Source organism: Pseudomonas edaphica (assembly GCF_005863185.1).
Lineage (GTDB): Bacteria > Pseudomonadota > Gammaproteobacteria > Pseudomonadales > Pseudomonadaceae > Aquipseudomonas > Aquipseudomonas edaphica.
Genome location: NZ_VBVZ01001047.1, coordinates 1 through 954, shown reverse-complemented (window position 1 = coordinate 954; position 954 = coordinate 1). Strand labels below are relative to the sequence as shown.

The following is a 954-nucleotide window of genomic DNA, read 5'->3' as shown; positions in this document are numbered from 1 at the left end:
CATCGCGGCCCTGGCCGTTGAGGCCGGCATCCCTAAAGGCGTGTTGAACGTGCTGCCGGGCTACGGTCACACCGTCGGCAACGCGCTGGCACTGCACATGGACGTCGACACCCTGGTGTTTACCGGCTCCACGAAAATCGCCAAGCAACTGTTGATCCGCTCCGGCGAGTCGAACATGAAGCGTGTATGGCTGGAAGCGGGCGGCAAGAGCCCGAATATCGTGTTTGCTGATGCGCCGGACCTGCAAGCCGCCGCCGAATCTGCCGCGGGCGCCATCGCCTTCAACCAGGGCGAGGTCTGCACCGCCGGCTCGCGCCTGCTGGTCGAGCGCTCCATCAAGGATAAATTCCTGCCGCTGGTGATCGAGGCTCTCAAGGGCTGGAAGCCAGGTAACCCGCTGGACCCGGCGACCAACGTCGGTGCCCTGGTGGACACCCAGCAGATGAATAACGTGCTGTCGTACATCGAAGCTGGCCATGCCGACGGCGCCAAGCTGGTGGCGGGTGGCAAGCGCACCCTGCAAGAAACTGGTGGCACCTATGTGGAGCCGACGATTTTCGACGGCGTGACCAACGCCATGAAGATCGCCCAGGAAGAAATCTTCGGCCCAGTGCTGTCGGTGATCACATTCGACAGCGCCGAAGAGGCGGTCGCTATTGCCAACGACACCATTTATGGCCTGGCCGCAGCCGTGTGGACCGCTGATATCTCCAAGGCACATCTGACTGCCAAGGCCTTGCGCGCCGGTAGCGTGTGGGTCAACCAATACGACGGCGGCGACATGACCGCACCCTTTGGTGGTTTCAAACAGTCGGGTAACGGTCGCGACAAGTCGCTGCACGCGTTCGACAAGTACACCGAGCTGAAATCGACCTGGATCAAGCTGTAAGCAACACCGCAGGTCAAATGTGGGAGCCGGCTTGTGTGGGAGCTGGCTTGCCTGCGATAGCATCA

General features: G+C 61.5%; 1 protein-coding gene. It reads left to right on the top strand.

Translation table 11 applies throughout. The features are described 5' to 3' along the window. The coding region (locus FEM54_RS33160) for an aldehyde dehydrogenase family protein (RefSeq protein ID WP_138454350.1) at positions 1-889 on the top strand (889 nt) is incomplete at its 5' end. Positions 890-954: the final 65 nt, after the last annotated feature.